This window comes from Ampullimonas aquatilis (assembly GCF_049675895.1).
Lineage (GTDB): Bacteria > Pseudomonadota > Gammaproteobacteria > Burkholderiales > Burkholderiaceae_D > Ampullimonas > Ampullimonas aquatilis.
In genome coordinates, this window is sequence record NZ_CP183834.1 from 2,343,263 (window position 1) to 2,368,089 (window position 24,827).

General features: G+C 47.8%; 23 protein-coding genes and 2 pseudogenes. 17 read left to right on the forward strand and 8 right to left on the reverse strand.

The features are described from left to right. Window positions 1–21: 21 nt before the first annotated feature. The 6 genes from ACMYR3_RS10860 to ACMYR3_RS10885 all read right to left on the reverse strand — a co-directional run bounded on the left by ACMYR3_RS10860 (window position 22) and on the right by ACMYR3_RS10885 (window position 5,076). The gene (locus ACMYR3_RS10860; RefSeq protein WP_424196478.1) at window positions 22–1,014 is read right to left on the reverse strand and encodes a tyrosine-type recombinase/integrase; all 993 of its coding nucleotides are present in this window, start codon (window positions 1,012–1,014) and stop codon (window positions 22–24) included. Further along, on the reverse strand, window positions 924–1,256 hold the full coding sequence (locus ACMYR3_RS10865; RefSeq protein ID WP_424191972.1) for a helix-turn-helix domain-containing protein: 333 nt from the start codon (window positions 1,254–1,256) through the stop codon (window positions 924–926). Before ACMYR3_RS10865 ends, ACMYR3_RS10860 begins: the two co-directional genes overlap by 91 nt. 35 nt (window positions 1,257–1,291) lie before the next feature. Next, window positions 1,292–2,158, reverse strand: coding sequence for a phage integrase N-terminal domain-containing protein (locus ACMYR3_RS10870; protein ID WP_424191973.1), 867 nt, complete (start codon window positions 2,156–2,158; stop codon window positions 1,292–1,294). Next, the gene (locus ACMYR3_RS10875; RefSeq protein ID WP_424191974.1) at window positions 2,155–2,604 is read right to left on the reverse strand and encodes a phage integrase N-terminal domain-containing protein; all 450 of its coding nucleotides are present in this window, start codon (window positions 2,602–2,604) and stop codon (window positions 2,155–2,157) included. Before ACMYR3_RS10875 ends, ACMYR3_RS10870 begins: the two co-directional genes overlap by 4 nt. 1,089 nt (window positions 2,605–3,693) lie before the next feature. After that, complete coding sequence (locus ACMYR3_RS10880; protein WP_424191975.1) at window positions 3,694–3,900, reverse strand: hypothetical protein; 207 nt, start codon at window positions 3,898–3,900, stop codon at window positions 3,694–3,696. Window positions 3,901–4,824: 924 nt separating this feature from the next. After that, entirely contained in the window at window positions 4,825–5,076 is a 252-nt protein-coding gene (locus tag ACMYR3_RS10885) for a helix-turn-helix transcriptional regulator (protein ID WP_424191976.1), read from the reverse strand. Window positions 5,077–5,087: 11 nt separating this feature from the next. On the opposite strand from ACMYR3_RS10885, the pseudogene ACMYR3_RS10890 reads away from it, so the two are divergent. The 3 genes and pseudogenes from ACMYR3_RS10890 to ACMYR3_RS10900 all read left to right on the forward strand — a co-directional run. Beyond that, window positions 5,088–5,231 (forward strand): annotated as a pseudogene (locus ACMYR3_RS10890) (DUF1778 domain-containing protein); the annotation flags it as partial. Further along, a pseudogene (locus tag ACMYR3_RS10895) lies at window positions 5,228–5,740 on the forward strand (GNAT family N-acetyltransferase). The pseudogenes ACMYR3_RS10890 and ACMYR3_RS10895, both read left to right, overlap by 4 nt. Window positions 5,741–5,889: 149 nt before the next feature. Next, complete coding sequence (locus ACMYR3_RS10900; RefSeq protein WP_424191977.1) at window positions 5,890–6,384, forward strand: hypothetical protein; 495 nt, start codon at window positions 5,890–5,892, stop codon at window positions 6,382–6,384. Window positions 6,385–6,458: 74 nt separating this feature from the next. Here the strand turns inward: ACMYR3_RS10900 and ACMYR3_RS10905 are convergent, their stop codons facing one another. Then, window positions 6,459–6,794 (reverse strand): hypothetical protein, encoded by a 336-nt coding sequence (locus tag ACMYR3_RS10905; protein WP_424191978.1) that lies wholly within the window; start codon window positions 6,792–6,794, stop codon window positions 6,459–6,461. Between the two features lie 225 nt (window positions 6,795–7,019). On the opposite strand from ACMYR3_RS10905, the gene ACMYR3_RS10910 reads away from it, so the two are divergent. The 14 genes from ACMYR3_RS10910 to ACMYR3_RS10975 all read left to right on the forward strand — a co-directional run bounded on the left by ACMYR3_RS10910 (window position 7,020) and on the right by ACMYR3_RS10975 (window position 23,004). Continuing rightward, window positions 7,020–7,736 (forward strand): ABC transporter ATP-binding protein, encoded by a 717-nt coding sequence (locus tag ACMYR3_RS10910; protein ID WP_424191979.1) that lies wholly within the window; start codon window positions 7,020–7,022, stop codon window positions 7,734–7,736. Between the two features lie 76 nt (window positions 7,737–7,812). Further along, on the forward strand, window positions 7,813–9,192 hold the full coding sequence (locus ACMYR3_RS10915; protein ID WP_424191980.1) for an AAA family ATPase: 1,380 nt from the start codon (window positions 7,813–7,815) through the stop codon (window positions 9,190–9,192). 159 nt (window positions 9,193–9,351) lie between these two features. Continuing rightward, window positions 9,352–11,166 (forward strand): pilus (MSHA type) biogenesis protein MshL, encoded by a 1,815-nt coding sequence (gene mshL / locus ACMYR3_RS10920; RefSeq protein ID WP_424191981.1) that lies wholly within the window; start codon window positions 9,352–9,354, stop codon window positions 11,164–11,166. Next, window positions 11,163–12,698: a tetratricopeptide repeat protein gene (locus ACMYR3_RS10925; RefSeq protein WP_424191982.1), complete on the forward strand. Its 1,536-nt coding sequence runs from the start codon at window positions 11,163–11,165 to the stop codon at window positions 12,696–12,698. The genes mshL and ACMYR3_RS10925 overlap by 4 nt, the downstream gene beginning before the upstream one ends. Window positions 12,699–12,771: 73 nt before the next feature. Then, window positions 12,772–14,478: a GspE/PulE family protein gene (locus ACMYR3_RS10930; RefSeq protein WP_424191983.1), complete on the forward strand. Its 1,707-nt coding sequence runs from the start codon at window positions 12,772–12,774 to the stop codon at window positions 14,476–14,478. After that, a complete protein-coding gene (locus ACMYR3_RS10935) occupies window positions 14,475–15,680 on the forward strand; it encodes a type II secretion system F family protein (protein WP_424191984.1) in 1,206 nt (401 codons plus the stop codon). The genes ACMYR3_RS10930 and ACMYR3_RS10935 overlap by 4 nt, the downstream gene beginning before the upstream one ends. Before the next feature lie 20 nt (window positions 15,681–15,700). Next, on the forward strand, window positions 15,701–17,281 hold the full coding sequence (locus ACMYR3_RS10940; RefSeq protein WP_424191985.1) for a hypothetical protein: 1,581 nt from the start codon (window positions 15,701–15,703) through the stop codon (window positions 17,279–17,281). Window positions 17,282–17,341: 60 nt separating this feature from the next. Further along, window positions 17,342–17,962 (forward strand): hypothetical protein, encoded by a 621-nt coding sequence (locus tag ACMYR3_RS10945; protein ID WP_424191986.1) that lies wholly within the window; start codon window positions 17,342–17,344, stop codon window positions 17,960–17,962. 11 nt (window positions 17,963–17,973) lie between these two features. Then, window positions 17,974–18,393, forward strand: a complete 420-nt coding sequence (locus ACMYR3_RS10950) for a hypothetical protein (protein WP_424191987.1) — start codon at window positions 17,974–17,976, stop codon at window positions 18,391–18,393. An 11-nt stretch (window positions 18,394–18,404) separates the two neighbouring features. After that, window positions 18,405–19,901: a hypothetical protein gene (locus tag ACMYR3_RS10955; RefSeq protein WP_424191988.1), complete on the forward strand. Its 1,497-nt coding sequence runs from the start codon at window positions 18,405–18,407 to the stop codon at window positions 19,899–19,901. A gap of 9 nt (window positions 19,902–19,910) precedes the next feature. After that, the gene (locus tag ACMYR3_RS10960; RefSeq protein ID WP_424191989.1) at window positions 19,911–20,708 is read left to right on the forward strand and encodes a type II secretion system protein; all 798 of its coding nucleotides are present in this window, start codon (window positions 19,911–19,913) and stop codon (window positions 20,706–20,708) included. 15 nt (window positions 20,709–20,723) lie between these two features. Then, entirely contained in the window at window positions 20,724–21,491 is a 768-nt protein-coding gene (locus ACMYR3_RS10965; RefSeq protein ID WP_424191990.1) for an ABC transporter permease, read from the forward strand. A 2-nt stretch (window positions 21,492–21,493) separates the two neighbouring features. Next, window positions 21,494–22,204, forward strand: a complete 711-nt coding sequence (locus tag ACMYR3_RS10970) for a hypothetical protein (RefSeq protein ID WP_424191991.1) — start codon at window positions 21,494–21,496, stop codon at window positions 22,202–22,204. A 128-nt stretch (window positions 22,205–22,332) separates the two neighbouring features. Then, a complete protein-coding gene (locus ACMYR3_RS10975; protein ID WP_424191992.1) occupies window positions 22,333–23,004 on the forward strand; it encodes a prepilin-type N-terminal cleavage/methylation domain-containing protein in 672 nt (223 codons plus the stop codon). Between the two features lie 652 nt (window positions 23,005–23,656). On the opposite strand, the gene ACMYR3_RS10980 is transcribed toward ACMYR3_RS10975, so the two are convergent. Beyond that, on the reverse strand, window positions 23,657–24,361 hold the full coding sequence (locus ACMYR3_RS10980) for a VPLPA-CTERM sorting domain-containing protein (RefSeq protein ID WP_424191993.1): 705 nt from the start codon (window positions 24,359–24,361) through the stop codon (window positions 23,657–23,659). Window positions 24,362–24,827: the final 466 nt, after the last annotated feature.

Sequence of the window (24,827 nt, forward strand, 5' to 3'; positions counted from 1 at the left end):
GCAGGTTTTGCAGCCCCTTTTTTATTGCCCCGACGACTCACTTTGTGCCGCAATTGTGCCATGGAGCATGTCACCAATCACCGCAGCATGCTTCACCATCTGTGCCGGTGCCAAGTGAGCATATCGACGTACCATCTCTTGTGACTTCCAACCGCCCATTTCCTGCAAGTCATACAATGGTGTGCCGTTCTGGACTAACCAGCTTGCCCAGGTATGCCGCAAGTCATGCCAGCGGAAGTTATCAATATTGGCACGTGCTAAAGCCAACTTCCAAGCACGCGTATTAGCCCACTTGATTGGCTTGCCTGAGTAAGTAAACACAAACTCAGGATGCTTGCCCAACTGCCTTTGCAACACCTCCAGCGCAAAGCGACTCAACGAGACGTGGATATCTTCATTGTTCTTTGCCATCTCAGCAGGAATCCAAGCCGTTTGTCTGACTAAATCCACCTGTTGCCAAGTGAGCTTTAAGACATTGGCTTGGCGTAACCCGGTTGCTAAAGCAAACAACACCAAATCACGCTGATGCGCGGGCAATTGGGCGAGTAAAGCAGTGACCTGTTCCGGGGTGATCCAGCGAATTCGCCGTTTCGACTCCTGATACAAGCGCACTTTCGGCACTCGCTCAACCCACTCCCAATCCAGCCAAGCACGCCGCAAAATGGCACGAATCAGCGCCAAATAACGGTTGGCTGTGGGGCCACTCGCTTCCAGCTTCTTGATCTCACCAATGGCGGCAATCTCATCCCGGGTAATCTCTGCTAACACACGCCCCCTTAAATACTGTTGGAGCCAGGCTAACTTACGGGCATCCTCGGCATGCGTTCTTTTATGGTCAGTTTCCTTTAACCACTTACAGCCCGCATCATCCCAGGTATAGCGCGGCTTCTCACCGAGCATTTGAACCCGCCAGGATTCCATTTTTAGCTTGTCATGGAGTTCTTGCGCCTGGGTTTTATTACTTGTTCCAGCAGAACGTCTAATGCGCTTGCCGGATGGCGTGGTGAAGCTAATCCACCACGTATTACCGCGTTTGTTAAGTGACATGTTACTTGCTCCTTTCCAGAAGTCACTTGCAACGCTTGCCGCTGACTAGCATAGTGCGATCGGACAAATTCGGCAAGATCGTCTTCAATAAAGACCCAGGACTTACCCGGCTTGGCGCCGGGCAGCTGGCCTAATTTGGCGCGCCGCCGGACTTCCTCAGGATGCATCTTGAGAAAGGCCGCAGCTTCAGTGAGGCTAAAAGTGCGCATGATGAGTCACCTAAGTCAGATAGCAAAATGTTAGATCAGCGTCCCAGATAGACTGTCGTAATTTGCTCACGACCATGACCAAGCTCTTCTGAAATAAGAAGTCGGGCTGCCATGTCGACTTGTTTTTGTTCCACCGACAGTTGATGCACGGTCGGCCCACCCCGAACAGGACACGGCCAACCAGTTTTTTCTAAATATCGATTTTGTGCATATTGATGACGTAGTCCATGTACTTTATGAATACCCGCTTGCTCACAATCTCTTCGAAATATATTGAGTTGTTCTTTGTAAGAATGATCACAAGGAATCAAACTACCACCTTTGGTAATCGCCTTGGCTATATTTATAAGAGTACATTGCTCATCCGAACTCATTGGAATTTCTCGAGGTCTGCCACCTTTGCACCAAGAAGCCTTTAACACCAACGCCGTACCACGATCTGCCCAACCAGGCTGAATCTTCAAGCTTTCTTCCCTGCGTAGGCCAAATGCAGCTTGCAGCCTGAGCGACATATTAGAATAGGGATTACTCACTTTCATGAGTTGGATTAAACTTAGCTCATGCCCTTTAGAGACCTGACTCACAAAACTGCGCTGCGCGATTCCGTATGTGTCATTCGTACGAGCCATGATGTTTTGCTTATCGATTTTTCCTGTCAGCCAGCGCAAATGCGACAAGCGATTTTTAATCGTCCCATTGGATAGTGCCTCGTTTTGCCAACGTTGTATTAATGCCTCAATATGTTTTGGTTTAAAACCACTGACTGATAAACGTCGAAATCCTATTTCATGGAGTTGGTTCGCGACAAGCGACAGACTTCTCTCGCGATCTCTGCGAGTGGCAAAGGAACCATCCTGATGTTGCAGACACAGTTGTTTTAGCGCCCAATTCAGGTCTCTCATGACTGCCCCCGATTAGCACTATATTTACGATTCATAGGGGATAGCATCAAAGGTTTATTAATCTTTCTAGCCAGCCAACGTAAGTGAGCCAGGCGATTACGAATCGTGGAGGCGGTGAGCGATTGACTATGCCAGTATGTGACCAGTAGTGCGACGTTATGTTCGTTTAGATTAATCGCGCGCTTACGACAAACTCCAAGTTCAAGTAACTGCTGTGCACATAAAAGCAAAGTGCGACGACGATCAACCTGAGTGGCATAAGCTCCTTCTGCATTTCGTCGGCAAAGTTCTTCAAGATCATTGGCTAATTGACGTAAATGTGGGCGCTTGCTTCGGACTTTATTGGCGCAATGACTCTCTGTAAAGGTATTCGGCCGCAACATTTTGACCGTATTGATCCATATCTCAGAAGTTATCTTATTCAGATCATTATCTGTACTCATCATTCATCCTTAAAAATTCATCAAGAAATATCCAAATCTCATTTAAAAAATTCCAGTACCTCAACGGTGTGAATAAAGTGCTAAGTGTTTCTGCTTCATCCATAAAGCCTTAGCTAAATGGACATCATTGAAGCGCAGGACACACCACTCCTGTTGTGTAGTAGTTTCTAAGTGCCAGCGCTACACTCGCTTATGGCAACACACGCTTAGTTCCGGAAGGAACATAGTGACGTGAGGAACCATTAACCCAAGATTCTCGGGGCATACTTTGTACACGTTTGATTACCAATGGAAACGATGGTCAAGCATCATCACTTCCCCTTGTCACGCGTTGTTTGCGTGTTGCTCCAACAGAAAAGCTCTGTCAGATCTGGGTTAGATGATGATTACTATCAGTTTGAACAGACGTCACTATGTCTCGTGATGCTCATTTTGCTAAGATATTGATGTGTTATCGAAAATAAGAAACTAGTAACTAATCAACTAGCTCTGTAAACGCAATCACACAACGATGAGAATATGGAGACGAAAGGATATAGCCAATGCCAAAGCATTAATTATATGAATGATGTGCATCACTAAATGTCGACACAAAAAACACACCAACTTTAGCTGGGCAAGCACTAAGACGATTAGTCTAAGTAATCTATGCTTAAAGAGTGAAGCATCTACACGCTTCTATTGTAAATACTGATTAGTATTTACAGGTATAACAGATCGATATTGAAACCAACCACAATATGATAACCTTTCAGTTACCATCAATCTTGATGGTTCAATCTCTATCTTAGTACTTCAGAAGTTTGACCGAATAAACAGTCACAGCGCCCGCTCCTGTATCACGACAGGCTGAGGTAGCTACCTGGGCCAACCACACTCTATTGTCTTACTTTTAAAACTGGTCAAGGTAGAACAAAAAGTTTTTGTGCTACGGGAGGAAGCATAATTCAAAAAAATCATCCTAGCAAGTTGCTCTTACTTCTAAAAAAATCATGAATCATGACGGACCTTTACAAGCAATTTGTCACGTGACAACTACTACTTTATCGAATTACCCTAAATTTTCTATGCTTGGTACTCAATTTAAATCATTCACTTATTATCATTTGCCGCAACAAGCTGCCGAAGAGAATTGACTTCACCAAAAGCCGCTTTAATATAGCCTATTGCTACTTGAATTTCATCAGGCTCACCGTCCTCCAAGACTGCATCAAGAAAAGCCACTGCCTCTTCTGGATTAGCCTTAAATTCTTCGATAACTGCCTCAGTATGACTTCGACAATTTGGATATTGCATCATAACCTCCACTCAAGCTAATTACTCAATAGAAAACTTACCAGAACCACACAACACTCCTTTTCAAAAAAGACAAGCCACATTTTCAATACAGACTATTCAGTTCTATGGTATTTCATGAAATCGTTACCTCATTCGATTTATATGAAAACATACATTGCCTATATTCATTGCCTCAACTCAGATAGCCCCTTTTTAAGGCTGTACTACCATAATAAACATAGTCAAACACATCTGAAGTAAAACAATGTGGCGCGTAAACACTCAGTTTTTTAAAGATTACTCCACCACAACCAAGTTCAACTCCCCTATCTGTCCTTGACGGCTGCCCTTTCTTTTAGACTGATTAAGTTTTTCCATTAACCCTTAAGTACTTTCGCCATTTAGAAAAGCCGCCGTTATAAGAAGGCAGCTTTTCTGGGCCATTTGGATAAGCCCCTTCCCATTAAAGAAATGATATATGGCCCAAACCAGGGGCCATTTAGACCAAAAAAACACCATAAAAATTAGTAACCAACACCGTTTTAAATTGTAGGATATGCTTTATCGTTCACTCCGGTAAAAGATATAGACACCATCTCCAGAATCACCAAAATCTTCAACTACATGCATAGCTCTGTGTAGATTTTTTCACTAACTTTTATTTGAATAATGGTGGAGAAATATCGCCATTGACGTGTCCTCACATGATCCCATATTGAATGGAAGTGACATCTGTCAATCTGGGGAATTACATATTCTCATCAATCCTGCCACTCAAACATCAACAGGTTGCCTAAACCTGCGTAGTTAAAGGGATTGGGCCTGATCAACATGGGGGCACTACCGTCGCTTTTACCGTCAAGGCCGCACACCTTTTGCTGGCACCTGGCCGAGTTTAAGGATGTTTCCCCAATTGCTCTTCTTTTCAAAAGCGCTGTATCGCTTCTAACGCTTTTCGTTCAACGTCGTGCATTCGTGTAAAGCATGGGGTTCGGGCACGGGCCGGAAGCTTGAGGAATGCTGTTCAACATCTCGTCGAGCGGCCCAGCCAGGCCTGAAGATCCCTTCAGGAGTGACATTGACCACGCCAGCAAGACGTTCTAGAGTTTCACCTTCAGGGGCCTGATTACCCGACCGCCATTTGCTGACAGTTGCGGGAGACACGCCGACCAGCGAGGCAAGTTGCGCCTGGCTCAAACGCCGCGTAGCGTGCCATTGAACAAGCCGAAGTTATCCGGCTCTCACTGGCCGATCAGGAGTACTTTGCACAAGCGCTGATGTCACCACCTCAATCGGCACCGACACTAGAACGGGCCTTCGCCCGCCACCGCAAGCTCCTGCGCGCTAAATAAGCGACGCAACAACGTTCCAACTTGTACCACTTGATGCCGCCCTTGATCGCGCCACATTCAACAGCGATTCGGAGCCTCTGAACCGCTATCTGCGCGAGCAAGTCACACAAGACATGCCACCGCGTGACCCCCTGTTTTGTGACCGTGGCGGATGGGCAGCGCATCGCTGGCTACTATACCTTGGCTTTGGCAAGCCTGCTGCTGGCCGATCTTCTGGTCAGTACCGGCAAGAAGCTGCCGCGCTACCCAACCGTACCTGCTGTTCGCATGGGTCGCTTGGTGGTCGATCAGGCATTCAAGGGACAAAAGGTCTAGGCGATGCGTTGCTGGCCGATGCGCTCGACCGTGCCATCCGTTCGGAAATTGCTGCTTTTGCGCTGAAGGTGGATGCCAAGGACAAAGCAGCAGCAACTTTCTATCTGCATCATGGCTTTACCGCTTTGCCAGATTTGCCGCGTATCCTGTTCCTGCCGCTGACAACCGTCCAATCCTTAAAAAACAAGTCTTGACAGCTCATCTGCAAAATTCATTTATTATATTTCTCTTAATTAACCAATCTTTGTAGACCTTCTTGCGAACACTTGCGTTAATAGCGGTGGGGAGTTATCTCCAAACCTGAATAAACAACAGAGTGATTGAATTTCACAGGAGGAAGTACATGAATAAGACTTTGAACGCGGTACTGTTGACGACCGGCTTATTATTGTCGGCATTTAGTCAGGCACAAACGCCTGCGGCAACAGTGACTGGTACGTGTAAAGATGGGAGTACATTTTCAGCAGCCTCAACACGTGGTGCATGTAAAGGCCACGGCGGGATTCAAAAAGGTGATGCGCCAGCTGCTAAAGAAACAACTACAGCACCAGCAACGCCCCCGGCTAAAGTTGCAGCGCCAGTAGCCGCACCTGCAACCCCAGCAGTGGCACCTGCACAGCCAGTTAAATCAACTGCAGTGGCAACACCTGTAGCAAAGGCGCCGACAACCGCAGCACCCGGTGGTGGCGCTGGTCAGGTATGGGCAAATAGTTCCACCAAGGTTTACCATTGCCAAGATGACCGCTATTACGGCAAAACTAAAGAAGGTGAATATATGAGTATTGCGGCTGCCAAAGAGAAGGGATTTCACCCTTCACATGGTAAAGAGTGCAAATAATCAGATTTGGTATGTCTGATTGAAAAACCCGCTTTTTGGCGGGTTTTTTGTTTTCATGAGTAGGTTTAAATAGTTTAACTATTTTGCGACAGATGATCTTTCATCTTGACCATGGCAATGGTTAATGCGGCTCCTCCAAGTGTTTTGAGCAATCCCGCATGTTGTGCATAAAACTGACCCAGTTCGCCCGCAATTCCTGGATTTTGTTGATGTGCCTCATTGATGACATCTTGTACTTGTTGGGGGGACAGTTGGGATGCTTGGGCTGGTGTGATTTGAGTCGTGTCAGGTGTGATAACTTTTGCTAATACGCCGCCAGCCAGTCCTGATAGCACTGCAGGGCCTAAACTGGTGAGCAATTGATTGAGCATCCCCGCTTGTTGACTTCCCTCGTTGACTAGATCTGACACAACACGGATCTCATTGATCTAAACGCCAATCTAGCCCCAAACATCCCGTCAATTCCAAAGACAGCTCCCGCCAAAACGGCATTAGACTGCATAGGCAGATCAGACAAACGCAGATTCAAATACGCCGAAATAATTGAACTGTCGTAATAGCCTGATCTGTTCACTGATTGATCACACATTAATCAGCGCTGTACTCCATTCCTCTATTGCCAGCCTGCTGATCCTATGACTGAATATGCTTTAAATTTTCGTGATATTTTTAAACACTACGAAAAAAAACCTGTGTTGCGAGGAATCAATCTCGGCGTACGGACAGGCGAGTGCTTTGGTTTGATTGGTATGAATGGCGCCGGAAAAACTACGCTGATTAAATGCCTGCTGGATTTTTCCGCACCCGATAGTGGCACGATTGATATTCTCAATCTGAGCCATCGCCTGACGCCAGCACGTAAACCTTTGGCATATTTGCCAGAACGCTTCATGCCACCGCACTATCTGACTGGCCTAGACTTCATTAAGTATACCTTGCAATTACAGGCCATTGAATATGATCCGCAAGCTACGACCCATCAATTGGCGGCACTCGATTTTGATCCTGCCGCCCTGAACAAACCGGTCCGGGTCTATTCAAAGGGAATGACCCAGAAACTGGGATTGATTGCCTGTCTGCTAGCTGGCAAACAGCTGTTTGTACTGGATGAACCAATGAGCGGACTGGATCCCAAGGCACGGGTATTACTCAAACAATGTCTACGCGACTTGCACGCAGCTGGGGCAACCCTATTTTTCAGTACACATGCACTCACTGATGTGCTGGAGATTTGTGATCGCATGGCCATTCTTCACGAGGGTCAGGTCAAATTCGTTGGCTCACCAGCACAATGTTGTCAACAATATGCTTCAGATACGCTGGAACAGGCTTATCTCCAGTGCATCATGTAAGGTGCCTAAAAATGAAGCGACGTACTCTATCCTTTGCCGACCCTTTTCATCCAGATATCCGACTCAGGTGACTACCATGTACCTTACGCATTTTGGTTTGCATCAGGCACCTTTCAAAATTACCCCCAACCCTGATTTTTTCTATTCGGGCAGCCATCGTGGTGCCACGCTTGAGGCGTTGGCTTATGCGGTCAGCCAAGGTGATGGCATCATCAAGGTAACTGGTGAAGTGGGTACTGGCAAAACCATGTTGTGTCGTATGCTGCATGATCAGCTGGCCAGTCATATTGAAGTGATCTATCTGATCAATCCCAGTCTGAATCCGGAACAGGTCATTTATGCGATCGCGCACGAACTGACACTGGATACTCGGACATTGCGTTTTGATGAGGTCATGCGCCTGCTGCATACTGCCTTGATCAATCGACATAGTGCAGGTAGGCAGGTGGTATTACTGGTTGAGGAAGCTCAGGCCATGCCATTGGCAACCCTTGAAGCCATTCGCCTGCTGTCCAATCTGGAAACGGCTGAGCATAAACTGCTGCAGATTGTCCTGTTTGCACAACCCGAATTGAATACACATCTTGATCTGCCGGTCATGCGTCAGCTCAAGGAGCGGATTGCCCACAGTTTCACCCTGCCACCCATGGAAAAAAAGGCTATTCCCGCCTATCTGGCATTTCGTCTGCATGTGGCTGGTCATACGGGTGATACCTTGTTCAGTCCTGATGCCATACGATTGTTATATCGGCTATCGAGGGGTGTCGTCAGACGTCTCAACTTGCTCGCTGACAAAGCGTTGCTGGCTGCCTTTGCAGAAAATGCATCTCAAGTGCAGGTCCATCATATTCGTGCTGCCGGACAGGACAGTGAATTTATATATAACCCGATACAGCAGGCAAAACGTAATCGGCGTATTGGTCTGGGGGCAATGCTGTCATGCCTGATCACCATGGCTGTATGGCCACTCTGGTCTTATTCCGGAAAAATGGATGAGGCTATGGTCAATCGGGATAACTTGGCGTTTGCCAATGCTGCATCAAATACTGAATCCGGCCAGCCTGCCAGTATCACAACACTGAATTTGGTACAGCCATCGGGCTCACTCATCACACAGCGATTGAGTGTCAGCCAACGCTGGTTAGCAACTGCCGAGCCGACACATTTCACCATTCAGATCATGGTCACTGCGATGGCAAATCGTTCACAGCTTGAACAGTTTTTAAATCAGAGTCGCAGCGAAATCGTATTTGAGCAGCTGCATCTCTATCCAACCCAGTACGTCAATACCCCTCAGCTAGGTGTGCTCTATGGTATTTATGCCTCTGCCGACGAGGCCCAATCTGCGTTAAACAAACTCTCCAGGCAACACCATGTTCATCCAGTCCTCAGAACCATCAAAAATCTAAACGAAGAAATAACCCGTTTACATCGTACTAATCCCTGGACGCTATAAATTCAATGGCAGGTTAAATAGCGTCAGTTCCGCTGATTCATCAATACCGCAGTCTACTTGCCGTTGCTCATTTAGGCAGTAGTGCTGTTTGATCGCAGCTTGGTGCGAGGGGCATGACTGATCAATATCAGTCAATTATCCACACATTCGAAAAATATCATGGTTAAACACGCTCACATCTTATTCTTTCTGACCCTACTGTCGGCTTGTGCAGCGCCATCCATACCACCTTCTGTAAACCATATCACTGACACGCCCCGGCCAGTCGGCAATATCCCAGAAACGATCCAGCAAAGCACTCTGCCACGACCGCCCAAGCCCACTCCTAAAATCGAAACATACAGCGTTTCTGTTTACAACGTTACCGTACAGTCATTATTATTTGCCATTGCACGTGATGCAAAAATCAATATTGATGTCCATACCAATATTGAAGGCAATGTGACACTCAATGCACTGAATCAGACCCTGCCACAGTTGCTTGCGCGTATCGCCAAACAGGTGGATATCCGCTACCAGCTGGATGGCAATAACCTGACGGTGATGCCCGACACACCTTATTTGCGAAACTACAAAGTTGATTACGTCAATATTGCGCGCAATACATCAAGTAGCGTCAATATTGCCACACAGATATCAACTACCGGCGCCAGTGCTGCGGGCAGTTCTGCCAGCAGTAATAATTCAACGACCCTGGTAGCCAATACGTCCAATAATCATTTTTGGGAAACCCTGGTAGAAAATATCAAAGATACGCTGCGGGAAACTGACAAGATACTTCCCGATACCAGTACCAGCAATAATGAACCAGTCAATAATTCGAATTTGGCGACCAGCCCGACCAGTGCCAACGCCCGAAGTGTCAACACCAATAGCACCGCAAATACCAGCAGCAGTTCCGCCAACCCGGTCAGTAGCAATAACGAACGCAGCACTACACGCAGTGTTTATCGTGAAGCAGCATCTGTCATCGTCAATGCTGAAACCGGCCTGATTGCGGTCCGCGCAACCAGCCGTCAACACGAAAAAGTACAGACTTTTCTTGATCTGGTGCAATCCAGCGCCAAGCGCCAGGTACTCATAGAAGCCACGATTATTGAAGTACAGCTTGGTGATCAATATCAGCAAGGTATTAATTGGTCCAGTTTACGCAGTGGTACAACTGGCTTCAATGTCACACAAGGACAGGTTGGTACAACCGGCTTACCTTCCGGCATCAATCCTGGCAGCAGTGCGGGTCTGCTGGTATTGGGTTATGCCAATCCGACTTCCCAGATTGGCAATATTTCATCCACGATCCAATTATTGGAGTCATTTGGCAAGGTCAAGGTTTTGTCCAGCCCAAAGATCAGTGTACTGAATAATCAGACTGCTCTCCTGAAAGTGGTCGACAATCGCGTTTATTTTACGATTACCGCTACCACCACACCGGCAACCACGACAAGCGCGGCCATCTCAACCTATACATCGGAATTGCATACTGTACCAGTCGGGTTTGTCATGACGGTTACACCACAGATCGCCGAGTCAGATGAGGTCACACTGAATGTGCGTCCAACCATTTCAAGGATCATTTCGTTTGTTCAGGATCCCAATCCGGCACTGGCCAATGCCAATACACCCGTAGTGAGCAGTGTGCCAGTGATTCAGACTCGGGAAATGGAATCAATTCTCAAAATCAACAGCGGTCAGGTGGCGGTCATGGGTGGGCTGATGCAGGACTCCGTCAATAACAATAAGGATAGCGTTCCTGGCGCAAACAGACTGCCAGTGGTTGGTGAATTGTTTAACTATCGCAATGAAGCGGCCAGCAAAACCGAACTGGTCATTTTTCTTCGCCCGGTCGTGGTCAAGGATGCCAGCATCAATGGTGACTACAAAGCGTATCGTCACCTTCTACCAGACCAAAATGGATTAAATACATTACCCTATGGTGAACCGGAAGCGTTCAAGAATCGGGACAATCGATCATGAGTCTTCTGATGGAAGCGCTGAAAAAGGCAGCACAAAATAAGCAGGATGGGCCTCTGATGCAGGTACAAGACAATCCTGCTGCAACAGTCACCAACAACTTGTCACCACTATCACTGCTGCCGACGGCAGCCGTGCTGGTACTTGAACCAATGCCCCCGGTCAGTCGTCCTGAACCCGTCATCAACCTGGTTGAAAGTGATCAACCTTTGTTCACACCGGATCAGGTTATGCCATTGAGGGTTGAGCCACTAGAAAAATTAAAAAGCGTCATGGCACTTGATGAAGAGCCCATCGTTCCGACTCTGGACACGATGTGTCATGAGCCACCAATGGTGCCTATGACAAACTCATCCAGTATGCCAACAACAATGACGTCCACAATGGCACCGGGGGTCGAAACCGTAACACCAGATAATAACGCCAGCACGGTATCGAACAAAGCTACTGTCAATGCAATGGCACGTCAGACTGAAGAACACACGACATCATCACCCCGATCAGCGGTAAAAACAGCCCGACAGCATGCGGGCAATGAGTCAAGCAAAACCATGATTGCACCACAGCTCGGATTAATCATGGGGCTGCTGTTGCTGGTTATCATCGGCTTTTCCGGCTTTGGTTACTATTTCTGGAAAGCGGATAACACAACTGGCATGGCACTCACGCCACCGCGCTTATCAGATCAGCCCGCAATCATCCCAGCGGAACAGGACTCTCATGTTGCAGCGCCTCTTCGGGACTCATCTCCCGGTGAATCTCAGACATCCGCATATCGTCCACAATCGGGGGCTGACCTGCCTGTAGCATCAGCTTATACCAGCACTGCGGTCACGCCTGACACGCATGCGGCTGTGTTATCTGTCAATGACGCACGACTGTCTACACAAAGTAATGGCATATCGGCACAACAGGAAAGCAGGTCGATTCAGATTCATCAATCAGCACCACTTAATCAGGTCAATGCATCCGTGATGCTGGCCTATAACGCCTTAATTGCTGGTGATCTTGAGCAAGCTCAAAAATACTATCAGCTGACGTTACGACAGGAGCCGGTTCAACGCGACGCCTTATTGGGTCTGGCCGCCATTGCCATCAAACAAAACCAGTCAGGTCTGGCCATAAGCTACTTTACAAAACTGCTGGAAGCCGATCCGACGGATGCCGATGCCCTTGCTGGCCTGGTCAATTTAAAGCGGGAGCATGATTCCGGGCAAAGCGAGGAACGACTTAAGGAGCTGCTGGCACAACACCCGCAATCCTCTGCTCTGCACTTTTCCCTTGGCAATATCTATGCACGCAAGCTCCGCTGGGCAGACGCGCAGCAAGCCTATTTTCAGGCATATAGTGCAGCACCGGATAATCCGGACTATGCCTTCAATTTGGCGATCACACTGGATCAGCTTGATCAGCCCCGACTTGCACTCGATTATTACCAGAAAGCCATCAGCCTGGCACAGCATCAACAAACCAATTTTGATCTGAATGCTGCCACCAATCGCATCAAGGATTTACTGGCTGTCGGCAGCAATTAAAACCAGATATTTAAAAAACCGTATGGCACATAACTTATCCATAACAATAAGCAGATTGCTGGAGGCTTGATTCATGCCGGAAAAAACCAAGCTTCCGCTCGGCAAACTCCTGATCCAGAAAGGTGTGATCAGCGAAGATCAATTGCGTATCACGCTGCTGGAACAAAAACGCAGCGGTGAGCAATTGGGCAAGCTGTTCATCAAGCTCGGTTTTGCGACAGAGGCCACCATTCGCGAGGCATTGAGTGAAACCCTGAATCAGCAGAGTGCCGATCTTTCGCATCTGGTGGTCAGTGCCAACGCGTTGGGACTCATTCCCAAAGATATTGCCAAGCGTTACCGTGTCTTTCCATTGGTCTACGACAGACTCCAGAAATCCCTCACACTGGGTATGTCTGATACCAATAATATTGTGGCACTTGATCAGATATCGGCCCTGATTGGCAACGAGATAATCATTACCCCAATGCTGGCCAGTGAGTCCGATATCATGCGGGCAATTGACCAGTATTATGGATTTGATCTCTCCATTGATGGTATTTTGCATGAGATTGAAACCGGTGAAGTCGATTATCAAAGCCTGCAGACCATCTCCAACGAATACAGCCAACCACTAGTCAGGCTGATTGATTCGCTACTGGCTGATGCAGTACAACAGGGTGCCTCGGATATCCATTTTGAACCTGAGCAGTTCTTCCTGAGAATCCGTTATCGGATCGATGGTGTATTGCGTCAGATCCGCAGTCTACACAAAACCTATTGGCCAGCCATGGCCGTGCGCCTGAAGGTCATGAGCGGCATGAATATCGCCGAAAATCGTGCACCGCAGGATGGTCGGACATCGATCAGTTTTTCCGGGCGGCAAATCGACTTTCGGGTCGCTGCACAACCGACCACGCACGGTGAGAATATTGTGCTGCGCATATTGGATCGACAAAAAGGCATTGTTCCCCTGGAGGGGTTGGGACTGACGGAAAATAATCTGACCCTGTTAAAGATCATGCTGGCGCGTCCTGAAGGGATCATCCTCGTCACTGGTCCGACAGGCAGCGGCAAATCGACGACCCTGTACTCCATTTTGAATCATGTCAATACGGATGCCGTCAACATCATGACGCTAGAGGATCCAGTCGAATATCCAATGACGATGATCCGCCAGACTTCAGTCAATGAATCCGCAAAAATGGGCTTTGCCAATGGTATCCGTTCCATGATGCGACAGGATCCGGACATTATTCTGGTTGGTGAAATCCGTGATGCAGAAACCGCTGAAATGGCCTTTCGTGCCGCAATGACAGGTCATCAGGTGTACTCGACACTACATACCAATTCGGCTATTGGCGCCATCTCTCGTCTGCTCGATATTGGTGTGTTGCCCGACATCATGGCGGGCAACATCATTGGTATGGTGGCACAGCGACTGATCCGCAAACTGTGCCCACACTGTAAAACACCTTATCAACCCGACGCCATCGAATGCCGTTTGCTTGGTCTTGCGGTAGCACCACCCGATCTGACCATTTACCGTGCGACTGGATGTGAACACTGTGATCATTATGGTTATAAGGGACGGATGGCCATCATGGAGTTGCTCAAGACCAACTTTGATTTGGACGATCTGATCGGTCGCAGAGCCAGCACCAGGGAATTGAGAAGCCTGGCGATGGAGAGTGGCTTTTCACCCCTGATCGAAGATGGTATTCGCCGGGTCCTGGATGGATCGACCTCATTGGATGAGATATCACGCGTGCTTGATCTCACCGAAAGGCTAAGTCTATGAGCATGTATACCTATAGCTCGATGGATGTCACCGGGAAAATTGTCAGAGGCAGCATGGAGGCTGCCAACATTTCTGATCTGGAACTGCGCTTGAAACGCCTGGCACTTGATCTGATTGATTCGCATCCTGCAAAACAAAAAAGGCAGGCATTGGGTCAGAGCAGAATAAAACGGCAGGATCTGATCAACTTCTGTTTTCATCTCGAACAACTCATCGGTGCTGGCGTCCCCTTGCTGGAAAGTCTTGCCGACCTGCGAGACAGTATGGATCATCCCCGTTTTCGGGAAGTGGTCGCCGAGTTGATCGAAGATATTGAAGGTGGTCTACAACTTTCTGCGGCCATGACACGGCACCCGCAAATTTTTGATAATACGTTCTGCAGTCTGATCATGGCAGGCGAACAAAGTGGCAAGATAGCCGATGTGTTCAAAAATCTGAGTGAGAACCTGAAATGGCAGGATGAACTCGCAGCTCAGACCAAAAAAGTACTGATGTATCCGGCATTTGTTGGTGTAGTCGTACTGGGTGTCACATTTTTTCTGATGATTTATCTGGTTCCTCAACTGACCTCGTTTATAAGAAACATGGGGCAGGAACTACCCTTGCACACCAAGGTGCTGATCATTGTTTCAAATATTTTTATTCAATACTGGTACGTCATTATTGCCCTGCCTTTCATTGCCTGGGGAACACTGATTGCGCTGCTGAAAAACAGCCCTCAGGCCCGCTACCAGATTGATGGCTACAAGCTGAAACTCTGGTTGATTGGCCCTATTCTGCACAAAATCATTCTGGCACGATTTGCCACTTTTTTTGCCTTGATGTATGCCTCTGGTATTAGCGTTCTTGACTGTATTCGATTATCACAAGGGATTGTCGGCAATCAGGTCATTGCAGATGGTCTGGCACGCGCTGGTCAGTTGATTTCTGAAGGACAGGGAATCACAGCCAGTTTTCAAGGCGTTGGCATATTTCCACCACTCGTCACAAAAATGCTCAAGGTCGGTGAATCAACCGGTTCACTTGATACGGCATTGCGTAATGTCAGCTATTTTTATAACCGCGAAGTCAAGGAGGCCATTGAAAAAGTGCAGGCCATGATTGAACCCGTCATGACCGTCATTCTTGGACTGATATTAGGCTGGATCATGTTATCAGTCCTGGGCCCCATTTATGACACGATCAGCAAAATCAAAACCTGAAGAACCACTAAAGGCTCTCTGTGAATAAACAGTTTTTCTATTTAACCAATAATCAACTCACCGTATATCAGGAGCAGCAGGGTCTATTGGCTATCGATGATCAATTTGCCAATGACTCACATGGCTGGCAGGCTTTTGCCGAATACGTTCAAAATCATAAAACAATCCGTACTTCAATACTGACCGATCTGATTGAAGAAGATTTTCAATGCGATCTGTTACCGCATGTTTTTGGCAAGGTAAAGCAAACGCTCAAACAGCGGCGCCTGACACAACTATACAGAGATACCCCCTATCATCTGGCCCTGCAGCAGGGTCGTGCCATCGATGGACGCAAAGATGACAAGGTATTATTTAGTGCCCTGACCAATCCCAGTCTTCTGACACCATGGCTTGATGCCATTGCTCAAAATGATATACCGCTGGTAGGCATATACTCGTCAGCACATTTGAGCGAACGATTGATCGGCGCATGTCATTTTGAACATGAGCATTTATTGCTCGTCACATGTCAATCCAGTGGGATCCGTCAGAGCTATTTTCAGAATGGCAGACTCAAGTTCAGTCGATTGACACCATCAACAGAACAACGGCAAGAAACCATTGCTGAAGCTGTTTTGAATGAAACGGCAAAAACCCAGCAATTCCTGACCAACACGCGGTTACTGCCACGCAGCAGTGTTGTCCATACTGTTCTGATAGGTACGGCTGCTGATATCAAACTGCTCATCTCAAGCCGTGTAGACACGGTGCCTCTTGAACATGAGTACATTGACATCAATCATATTTTTTCACGTCTGTCTGACAGGCAATATCACCCAATCCGAGCCGAGCATGTTGAAGAAATATTTCTGGCGCTATTAGCCAGAAAATCATTACAGGCCAATTATGCGCCCGCTGAACAGACACATCGATATCGGTTGTGGCGAGTCAATTTTTCTCTTTATGCATCCAGTACGCTGATACTGCTTGCAGCACTGCTATGGAGTGGGTTAAATACACTTGATATCTATCAAGAGCAAAATCAGCTTGAGCAATTGATGCAGCAAAACAATATTGCTGAAATGAAGCTGCAACTTGCCAAATCAGCGCTGCCGCCTACTCCCGTGAATTCACAAACGCTGAAAGCCTCAGTGGAGATTGCTGACATGCTTGCCAGCAATCATCCGGATCTGGACTACCTGATAGGACATCTCAGCCAAGTATTGGACAGAATGCCACAAATCAGACTGGATCGCTTGCAATGGAAAGCCAATAACACCATTGATGACCATACTGGTGATACCGCTGTCAGTACACAAGAGCCCACTACAGACGGATTGGAACCCAGGCCAGCGGCAATTCATATCGGCGTACCACAGAAAGTGACTCAGACATTATTGATTGAGGGGGAGATTGTTCCCTATCAAAGAAATTACCGATTTGCCGTAGAAAGTCTGCGGCAGTTTGGTGATTTGCTGACCCGAAATAAAAACATCGCGATCGAAGTGATTCGCAACCCTTTTGACACTCGATCATCAACAACGCTGGAAGGTCTCATGAGCAATGAGGAAAGCGATATCAAGGGTGCTTTTTCCTTAAAACTGATCTGGCATCCTTAAGGAATCAATATCATGACAGCTCAAACATCTTTCACAATCCGAAGCAGGACTTATTCTGCCATGAAGAAGGATTTACCATTTATAAGAAATTCACTCATTGTGTTTATCGTTTGTCTGTTATTCAGCATGGGGCTGATCTTGAATAGTGAGTTTTTACTAAGCAAACGGCACGATGCCAAGCTGCAGATGACCGAGCAGCTTTCAAATCTGAACGAGCAGAATCGGCTCCTGGCAGAGGAAAATCAGGACATCACAAAATTCTTGCCGCAGTTTTTAGATTTGCAGCAACACGGTTTTATCGGCCCTGAAAAACGTTTGGAGTGGATAGAGCAAATCAGGCATATCCAAACAACGCTCCAGCTGCCATCACTCACTTTTGAAGTTGGTCCCCAACAGGCTTTTATTCTTGATCCCACAATTCCAGTCATGGATTATCAGCTTCAAGGCAGCCGATTAAAGTTACACATGCGATTGCTTCATGAAATGGATCTGTTCCGTTTTCTCGATAGACTCAAGCGTACTGTGACTTATGCACTCCAGGAATGCACGATGGGACACGCCGATACAGTGATCGTCAATGCGTTATCACCACGCCTTGATGTCGACTGCACGATGTACTGGATTACGCTGACTGACCCCAATACCAATAATACACTGGCATCAGCCGGTAACCTGCATTGAAGGACAGCATCATGCGATTCATTTTGTTTTTATGCCTGATGACGCTGACTCATGCCGATGTGATGGCAGATGAATCGATGGGACGGTTATTCATGTCGGTGGCAGAACGTCGTGCGCTGGACAAGCTACGTCAGGCAGACGGAACAACCCCTATCACCAGCCAAACGCTGAATGATGCGCCCGTTACCCTGAATGGTTTCCTGAAACGCAGTAGCGGCAAAACCACGGTCTGGATCAATCAACTTGCTCATAATGACGGCATCACATCGCCACAGAGCCATGCTCTTGCCACATCTGTCAGCACATCAAATGTGCTGCTTACATTGCGATCTGGAAAAAATATTCATTTGAAAGTCGGACAAACGTTTGATACCGAGACTGGTGTTACCCATGAAATCAGCGAGACGACCTCCTCTCGCCAGATTAAATAATCATGACAATCATGGCATCTTTGATCATCATCACAAAAATTGCGCCTAAGCCAAACCAGAGGTCTCGCCGAGACGTTCAGCGAACGCGTGCCCGATCCACACAAAGTGGTGCGGCCTTGTTGATTATTCTGGCCATATTCACAATTTCTGCTGCTGCACTTCTACTCAATGCCCTCAATAAAAATAATGCACAACTGATCTATGACAAGGCCAGCTCCACCTTGTTGGCTCAGTCCAAAGAAGCTCTGATCAATTGGGCAACCTTGCCTGGTGGTGCTGCGCTGGGTAAACTGCCGGCACCCGATAATCTTGCGATCAACGAGATCCCTGCACTCAATTATGATGGATCAAGCAATCTCGGCTGTCCCTTTACTACTTGGGTACCGGGTAATAATCTGATCAGTACCGGGGCAGCCATTCGATGCCAGGGACGATTACCCTGGAAATCACTTGGTCTGGTATTGGAGGCACCCAGTGCCAGTGATCCGACGGGCATGATGCCATGGTATGCCGTGTCGGCCAATCTGCTTGATCCCTGCTTTGAGCCCATGCTCAATTCTGCGGTTCTGAATTGGCAATATCAGGGGAGCTATACCTGTACAACGGGTAAACTCGCCTATCCTTGGTTAACCGTACATGATGAAAAGGGTAACATACTCTCCAATCGGGTCGCTGCAGTCATTATCCTGCCAGGTGCACCTCTCGGTACACAAAACCGCACCACGACAACGCTGGCTGGTACTGCCGCCTATCTGGATACGGTGACTGTGACAGCTGCCTGTCAGGCCCCTTGTGTTGCTGGTACTTATAGCAATGCCAATCTGAATCCGGGTAACGATTTCATTATGGGCAAAGACAGCCGGATTGTTGCCGCCACAGACCCAGGCTATGCACAACCGTACTACTTCAATGACAAGATCGTCTACATCACAATTGATGAATTGATTGCCGCAGCGGAAAAACGGGCAGCTCTTGAAATGAAAATCAATTTGCGAAATTTCTATGCCAATAAAAACTATTTTCCATTTGCAGCCAGTATAGGCAGCTCTACCGGTGATTGTGTTTCAGGCAACACCCGTGGAATGCTGCCTACTGCTGTTGGTAATTGTGGCGCAGGTGATTTCCTGGCCGGTATGCCAGGCTGGTTCAATCTCGGAAAATGGTACAACTATCTCTACTACACCGTGGCACCAGCCTGTATCCCCGGCACAGTCAAATGTAATCGACCCGCACCGAATAACACTTATTTGCGAGTTGGTACGCTAATCAATTCTCGAGCATTGTTGATTACAACCGGAAGACCCGTTATCAATGTACCTGCTCAGATTCCAGCACTGACAACACCACCGTATGCTGCCAAAGGTGGAGCACAAACCGGTTATCCCTCCATGCTGGTCAGTGATTATCTGGACAGTATCGAAAATACCAATGGCAATGATACTTACGATCCTGTTGAGACAGTTCGCAGCACCATCTACAACGATCAGCTATTCATTGTTTCACCTTAGGTTCAAACCATGATGATCCATTATTCAAAAAACAGATTATCCGGCTTTACTCTGGCCGAGATGGCCATTGTGCTTGTCATTGTAGGTTTGTTGCTGGGTGGTATGTTGATGCCCATTGCAACACAGGTGCAGCAACAAAAAGCGACAGATACCAGAAAAACGCTGGAACAGATCAAAGAAGCGTTACTGGGGTTTGCGGCAGCCAATGGCCGTTTACCATGTCCTGCATCGGCCACATCGGCTGGTCAAGAGAGTTTTGCTGGTGGTGGAAATGCCAGCAATGGGCTTTGTTCAAATTTTTATAATGGTTTTCTACCCGCTGCCACACTAGGTATCATGCCCAGTGATGGTCAGGGTTATGCCATTGACGCCTGGGGTCTGACTCAGAACCGAATCCATTATGCGGTCTACACGGGCACTATCAATGCTGTCACCAATCCGTTTACCCGGACCAATGGTCTCCGAAGTGCCGGGATCAACAATGTCGCAGCCACATTACCACTACTTTCTGTCTGCGCCAGCGCCAGCGGCATATCGGCGACAAACTGTGGTGGGGGCCTCGGCAACACGCTGGCCAACAATGTCCCAATCATCATTTATTCATTGGGTAAAAATGCCGCAAATGGTGGTGCCACATTAGATGAAGCCGCCAATCCCAATCCAGGAAGTGCCAATAATGATGCGGTCTTTGTTGCTCATGATCCAACACCGGCCAACGCACCCAATGGTGAGTTTGACGACATTGTCACCTGGCTGTCACTCAACACCCTGTTTAGCCGAATGATCATGGCTGGCTCACTTCCCTGAAGCAAAGATCACATCATGTTTTTACAAATTCGCACCATCGCTTATTACACCATTCTGGAGGGTTTGAGAAACCGGATTCTCTGGCTGGTCGGTCTGATCCTGCTTTGCGGTATTGGACTCACCGTCTTTTTAGGGGAACTCGCCATTACCGAGCAACGGGAAATGCAGGTGGCGTTGCTTGCTGTTTTCCTGCGTTTTTCCCTGGCGTTTCTTGTCGCCACTTTTGTGGTGACCAGCATGGTGCGCGAGTTTAACGATAAAAGTATCGACCTGTTGCTGGCATTGCCCATTTCTCGGTCAGTCTACTTGCTAGGTAAATTGGCCGGCTTTACTTTTCTGGCTGTTTTACCCTCACTCGCTTGTGGTGTTCTGACGCTGTTACTGAGCTCCTGGCAGCAAAGTGCCTTGTGGTCTATTACATTGGGATTCGAGTTATGGCTGGTGGCTGGTTTCAGCCTGCTCTGTGCGTTCACGTTTAACCAGACAATGACTGCCCTGAGCACATCCATGGCATTTTATCTGTTAGGACGATCCATCAGCGTCATACATCTGATTGGTCATGGAACCAACGGTAGCCAAAGCCTGCTGCAACGATTCATTGCTTTTTTCATTGATATCATCAGCACTGTTATGCCACATCTGGATCAGTTTGCCAGAACAGAATGGCTGGTCTACCGTAACGGTACACTGGATATGATTCTGCCTTTATTTCTGCAGGCCAGCATCTACCTCACTTTGTTGAGCGCTGCGTCATTATTTGATTTGCATCGCAGGAACGTATAATCATGCGTGACCGTCCCTTACGTTATGTCCCACGACCAGTCCTGATGTTTCTGGTCTTGAGTCTGGTTCTGCAAATTGCGTTCAACGTCAGGCCAACTACCTTATCAGCCAGGCTCGACAAACTGGCAGCACCACCTGATATAGCCACGCTAAGGCTGCTAAGTCTGGGTGAACCCATTGCCCTTGCCAAAGCCTTGATGCTATATACCCAATCCTTTGACAATCAGACTGGTGCTCAAATACCACTGGCAAGACTTGATTACCCGATACTGGAAAGCTGGCTTGATCATATTCAGGCATTAGATCCAGCCTCACAATATCCATTACTCATGGCCAGCCGCATTTATGCTGAAGTCGCTGAGCCAGACAGACAGCGCAGTATGCTGGAATTTATCTATACCCATTTCTTTGAGGACCCGAATCACCGTTGGCCATGGCTTGCCCATGCCGCAATCATCGCCAAGCACCGGCTACATGATCTGCCACTTGCCAGAAAATATGCGCAGGCAATTCGTCTGAGTGCCAATGATCCTGGGATACCACATTGGGCCAGTCAGATGGAAATCTTTATTCTTGAAGATATGGAGGAACAGCAAAGTGCACAAATACTGCTTGGTGCATTACTGGAAACTGGTCAGATTACCGATCCGGAAGAACTAAGGTTCTTGAACAACCGACTAAAAATGCACAGTTTTGATTCATCGCCGAATTAAAAAAACTCAAGTTTGCCAAGCCAAAGTCGATATTTGATCTAGCCATTTGATTATTTTTGAAAATAGCAGATAGGTAATACCTTTTGATCAAACCAGATAAGAATAATTTTTTACCATAAGGGAATAATATGAAAAAACATCAACAAGCCGGTTTTACATTAGTTGAAATTGCGATTGTATTGGTGATTATTGGCCTATTGCTGGGCGGTGTTCTTAAAGGCCAGGAAATGATTTCCAGCGCTAAAGTCAAAGCACTGGCCAATGAAATCCGTGCTGTCAGTGCCGCCTACTACGGATATCAAGACCGGTTCCGCTCCATTCCAGGCGATGATGTACTTGCTGCGACGACTGCTCACCTCGGCGCAACAGTCAACGGTGCCACAATTGTGACACCAACCGCAGCCAACGCCGGCAACGGTCGAATCAATACCGGCACCTGGGTTGGCACCGCTGCGGGTGTTGCGACCGCTGGTAACGAATCATCGGTCTTCTGGAACCACGCCAGAGCAGGTGGTTTCCTGACTGGGGATGCTGGTGTGGGTAGTGCCAGTAACTCGGTGGGTGGAAAGCTGGGCATTACTTCCAATACTGTTATCAGCACGATTACAGCCAGTACGGTTTTCGTCTGTAGCGGTGCCCTGGACAATAAAATTGCGGCACAACTGGACAGCACCATGGATGATGGCCTCTCCAATACTGGCGGTGTACAGGCGGTTGTTGGTGCGGCAGTAACCGCCTCAACACCTGCTGCCGCCGCGTATACCATCAATAATATTTATACCATTTGCACTGGTATCTAGTCACTCATAAGTAATTCAGGCGCATCAGTGCGCCTGAATTACTTATGTACTTTGCCTCACTTGTCAGTTATTGCACTATTTGCCACACCAATCTGTGGTTTGTCACGCATGCCTCGGGTCTGAAAGTCAAAACTGGGTTTCCAGCCTATTTGGTAATCGCGGCTTATATGTCTGCGTTATTCGTGTTTTGGGTAGGGATGGTCTATACGGTATCGCATCTGTCTGAACAGGCTGGCATTGTGTTTACCCTAGCGCTATTTCTTTGCTTGGCGCTGCTACTGTGTTTCAACGCAACCGATCACGCCGAAAAGGAATCTAAGGATTAGATTTAATCGATCGTTATTTGCGCCTGATAGGTAATGGTGGATGTGGATCAGCTCCCAAATTCAGCCAGAGTCGTCTCAACAAAAGTACCTTGGAAATTGATTCTGTAAACAGCTCAATCTCTTGCTTTCTGTAAATCTTGATTTGAAGATAACCAGTCTATATAGGGATCGACATGGTAATTCTCAGATCTAGCTGTACGGTCAGGTGAGAACGGATAGACCATAGGGTAATAGTTTCATCAATAAGACCCGACAGTCAAAAGTGTGAGATATTGGCAAAGTAATAAAGCGACAGCGACGCGCATCGCGGTCGCCTTACTTCCTACCTAGGCTGTACGTTTCTTTCTACCCAGTACGCCTAAACCGCTCAATCCACCCAGCATCAACCAGGCAGCCGCTGGCAAGGGAACCGGACTGGCATTACTCAGTACTGCAAAACCCCCTGAAGTGGCCGTACCCACATTGGTATAACCAAGACAAGCTGTATAACTGGCGTTCGATCCACCACACTGCCATAACTGACCACTCGCACCTTGCACATTGTCGCGCCAACCGGCTTGGGTAGTGGGTGTTCCTGGCGATAACCGCATGAAATAGGTATTGCCTGTAGTCAAGATCACGCCCGAGATATTGCTGATGCTGTGAAACAAGGCCGCGCTGGTTGGGACATTCCATGCACCTAGTTGCGCCGTCGGTGTTAGCTTGCCGCAACTACTCGAATAGCTACCTGTGCCACAACCTGTTGCCGCAGACCACAGGCTGGCGACCACATTACCGCTGGTGATGGATAGACCTAGATCAATCTCTGAAACGCTACCAGTCGATGTCGCCACAAATGAATAAGCCGGATCGTTACCCCCGGCAAAATTCGATGTGCCGTAAACTGTGCGCCCTTGTGATCCGAGGCTATCGGACGCGGTGTAATTGCTGTAAATGACACTCGCATTGGCGACGCTAGTGCCAACACAGGCTGTCAATAACACGGCACAAAAGGCGAGCGCTTGGCTCGCTTTAAATAAGCTGATTTTCATATTAATTCCCTGAGTAAAGTGGTGTGAACAAGCGCAAGCCTTGACGGCTGCTGCTGACTCTAGCGGAACTGTGTGACAAAAAGCCCCTCGCAATACAGGCTTAAAATAGTCCGAATAGGGTGGCCCAGATGGTCGAATCAACCTGTAAGGTGACGACAGCAAAACCCGTTGCCGGTTATCAGTTTGCAATAATCTGGAAAAGCTGGAAGGCACTGCACTTTGCGCTATAAAGCCGGTGCCAGGCTGAAGTGAACCCCTTCACGGCCTGGGATCAGGCCCCAGTTTTAACCAAAACCGCACCAGCAACAGAACCCTTGTCAGTGGGCCGGTAAATTGACAATCGCGGGCTTTTTGCAAGTCCAGGTCGCTCGGCGGCTTGCTACTCGGAGAGGAAGGCATGATTTCAAGGGATAGTCGAAAACCCGCAAGCATAGCGGAGCTGCGTGTCAAAATGGTGAAGCCCTTT